Consider the following 3719-nt stretch of genomic DNA (forward strand, 5'->3'; position numbering starts at 1 on the left):
CCGAATAACGGCGGAAGGTGGATTGAGAAACACGACTTTGGTCGATTGAAGTTAACAGCAAATCAATCGCTTCGTTCCCATTGCGAATGACTTCGTCAGCTCCCACTAACACCTCTTTCATCCGTTCAATATCGGCTTTATCGATCTCTGCTTTATCGCCGCGAATGCTTTGCGTAGAAGGTAAAGACGAGTCAAGTACATCTACCGACGCCTTTAATGCACTAAGAGGGTTACGCATTTCGTGGGCAATACCCGCCCCAAAAGACTTGGCGATGGAGACCTTAGACTCATGCTCAACTTGATTTCGAAAGTAGAACAGATTACCAAACACATAAGTAAATAGAAATATCGGGATATAAGGCCAAATCACCACTACCTCAGTTTCAACCTGAGTTGGAGCATGTTCTAGCCCATAACTTAGCAGATATGCCACGATAACAGCCAAGGCAGCTTGCAATAGCATTACCCGAGTTTCATGGACCAGAAGTACGTGAAGAAAGATCGACGACATAAACGACATAGCCCAAACCGTAGACCACTCGTTCATAAACATCATAAACGAGAAGAAGAACGGTAAACATATCGTGATTGTTACTAGGTAGTAATAGGGTAAATAACGCTTAAGAGAAGATGGGACATGCTGCCTAAGCGCTAAACCAAGCAGCAGAAATGCACAGAAAAACCTTAACGGCGCATTCTCGTAAGGTTGAGGATATACGTACGACCAAATGTAATAGTATGCCGGAAAGCCCAAGCAGCCCATCCATCCAACAAGCTCCAAGTTCGGGTCCGCGTACTCATATATCTTTTTAACTACATTCATGTATTTAAGCGCAACTCCCTTTGAACTCAATACCTTATTAGGTGAAAAAGCTCGACAAATTTCGCAAGCATGAATGAATTGCCTGCCAACCTAAACAAATACTGTCTAATTATAATTATCTATTGAGCGCAAGTAACACAAGCGCTTACGTTAACTTTAGTCTACCCTACACATGTGCACCAACAAGATGTACCCGACTTCCTAATCTCGATGTCTTAACGTCAACCCTAAGAGGCATCTGCTCTTTGAGCTCAGTTACATGCGATATCAATCCAATCATACGCCCGGCTTGCTGCAAGTCTATAAGCGTTTGAATTGCCAAATCGAGAGATTCAGGATCTAAGCTGCCAAAACCTTCATCAATAAATAGCGTATCAAGCTTAATCCCGCCGCTGTAAGACTGAACAACATCCGATAGACCTAGAGCCAGCGCGAGTGCCGCCATAAATGATTCACCACCCGACAAAGTCGCAACATCACGAGTTTTTCCGGTGTAACCATCTTCAACACTAAGATCTAACCCTCGACCTGCGACACCTTTAAAGCCCTCTGTCTTGCGTACTAACTGATAACGACCTTTACTCATCATGCTCAAGCGCTGCGATGCTTGGATAAGCACATCATCCAACAATACACCTAACACGAAACGATGTAAGCTCACCCGGCTTCCCGTCTTACCGCTAGCGACATCATACAAAGTACCGTAAACCTTGTACTCTTGTTCAAGTAGTTCGTTCTTATGGTGCAACTGGGCAATATCTTGCTGTACCTTCTCCAAGCGCTGCGCAAATGACCGCACAGTATCAAGCTCAGTTCTAACCTGCTGATATTTTAGCTCTATCTCATTGAGTTGACGTTGCTTTTCATCAAGGTCTGGCTTAACCACATCTTTTAGCTGCTCATTTAAGTCAGCGATGGTCTGCTCAAACTTGATCGTTGTTTGTTGATAATCATTGATTGTCGCTTGCCAAAACTCCAATTGCTTCGCATCAACTCGAGACTCTAAATAGTGCTGCTCTGAGCGAATCTCCGAGTTGGACAACTGAGACTCCCACTCTGTTTTTGCTTCAAAGCTGTGCTGTAGTGATTCAGAGAGCAATTGATTATTGGTCGCTATCTCACTCTCTATGCCAACGAGTTGCATCTTCGTCTGTTTAGAAGCGAGCTGCGCAGTCTCTAACGCTTGCTTAAGCTGTGCGATTTGAGCCTGTTGCTGTTGGTAATGCTGTTGAACCACCTCAATAGTGGTGTATTGCGGTTCGATTGTAGCAACCAATTTATCCAGTTGCTGCGTTTGCATCTTAATCGCAGACTCATTGGCCGACATTGCTGATTTCAGCTCGTTGATTTTCGCCTCACCATTTATACATCGCTGGTTAAGTTCCTGAACCGATTGTTCCATCTTAACCACATCGATACCTGCTAGTACTTCTAGGCGCTGTTTTTGCTCTACCAGTTGTTGAGTGAGTTGCACCGCATCTGTTGCGGCCATCTCCCCTAATTGAACTTCAAGCTCAGCAAGGTATTTGTTCTGTAAACTGATGGCTGCTTGATGTTGTTCAAGCGCATTAGTGTGCAAATTAAGCTCGTCTAAGGCGATGCGCTCTTGCTGTCTAGCGACTTGTACTGACTCTTTTGATACTGGCTCACCTTGGAAAGTTGCTGGCGCTGGATGCTCTTGACTACCACACACAGGGCACGGTAAACCACTTTCAAGCTTTTGAGCCAATAGCGCAGCCTGAGCGTTGTGCCAATTTAGCTCAAGCGCGTCAGCAGCCTTCTGTTTGTCCGCAAACAAAGCTTTGCTTTTCTCTACCGCTTCTTTCTTGGGTAGTAGGTCTTGCTGCAAACGCGTGATTTCCGCTTTCTGAGCGTTTAGCTTACTCAGGTCTTCGACTAACCTTTCGTTGCGCAGAACTATGGTTTCTAGGCTCGCCCTATCCTCCACGTCCTTGCGCGCTTGTTCGAGTTGCTTTGCGCCAAGCTCAGCATCGTTTTGTAGTTTCTGCTTGAACTCAGTATATTGAACAAGCAACTTTTCCTGCTCCGCTTGATTAGTTGATAGTTGATTAAATCCTTTCTCAAGCTCGGCTTTTTCAACCAGTCTCTTTTGCACTTGTTCTAACTTAAAAAGCGACTCGGTCAACGTCGGAATCTGTTTTGCACTCTCCTCTGCGGCTTCCGTCAGCTTGTCGTCACGCTCACACGCTAGCTTCACTTCAGCTTGCTGTTTTGCCAATGCGACAAGTTTGTTTTCAAACCCAGTGACCTGCTTGGCAGTAGATTGCATGCTCGTGTATGCAACTTCAAGCTTTTGAGCGCTGTTAGCCAACGCAAGCTTAGATTCAAGTTCAACGATACTTGGCTTGTTTTGCTGATGAGATTGCAACAGAGATTGAGTTTCCGTGAGTTTTTTAAACTGTTCGTCGATAGCTTTCGCTTTGAGCAATTCACTTTTAACCACGTTAAGCTTTTCAAACTCGGCAACCTCTGTTTTCTTCGCTTGCGCTAATTGCTCTTGGCGCAAGGCAAACTGCTGTTGCAACTCCTGCTCACTTGAGACTTCGGCTACTTGCAGCGCACCGCGAATCTGGTTATCAAATTCATCTTTAGCTTTGCTAATTGCGCTTGCTTTGTCTTTTAGGGCGAATTCGATTTTTTTGTATACATCGGTTTGAAACAGCTGACCAAATATAGCCTCACGATCCTTTGACGATGCGAGTAACAGCTCTCTAAATTTACCCTGCGGCAAGACCATCACTTGACGAAACTGGGTTTCGTTAAGGCCAAGCAGCTCAGCAACTTCGTTTTTAACCTGAGCCGTTTTGCTAGTAACTAAAACTTCATCGCTCGTGATGTCATACAGTGACGCTGTATGCTTGCGGGTGGTCATGCC

At 45.1% G+C, this 3719-nt stretch carries 1 protein-coding gene and 1 pseudogene; both read right to left on the reverse strand.

Going from position 1 to position 3719, the window contains the following annotated elements; translation table 11 throughout:
• A pseudogene (locus tag QTO00_RS16330) lies at window positions 1-823 on the reverse strand (hybrid sensor histidine kinase/response regulator); the annotation flags it as partial.
• A 166-nt stretch (window positions 824-989) separates the two neighbouring features.
• The coding region (locus tag QTO00_RS16335) for an SMC family ATPase (RefSeq protein ID WP_331425734.1) at window positions 990-3719 on the reverse strand (2730 nt) is incomplete at its 5' end.

Origin of the sequence: Vibrio sp. M260118, from assembly GCF_036533755.1 — a bacterium.
Taxonomy (GTDB): domain Bacteria; phylum Pseudomonadota; class Gammaproteobacteria; order Enterobacterales; family Vibrionaceae; genus Vibrio.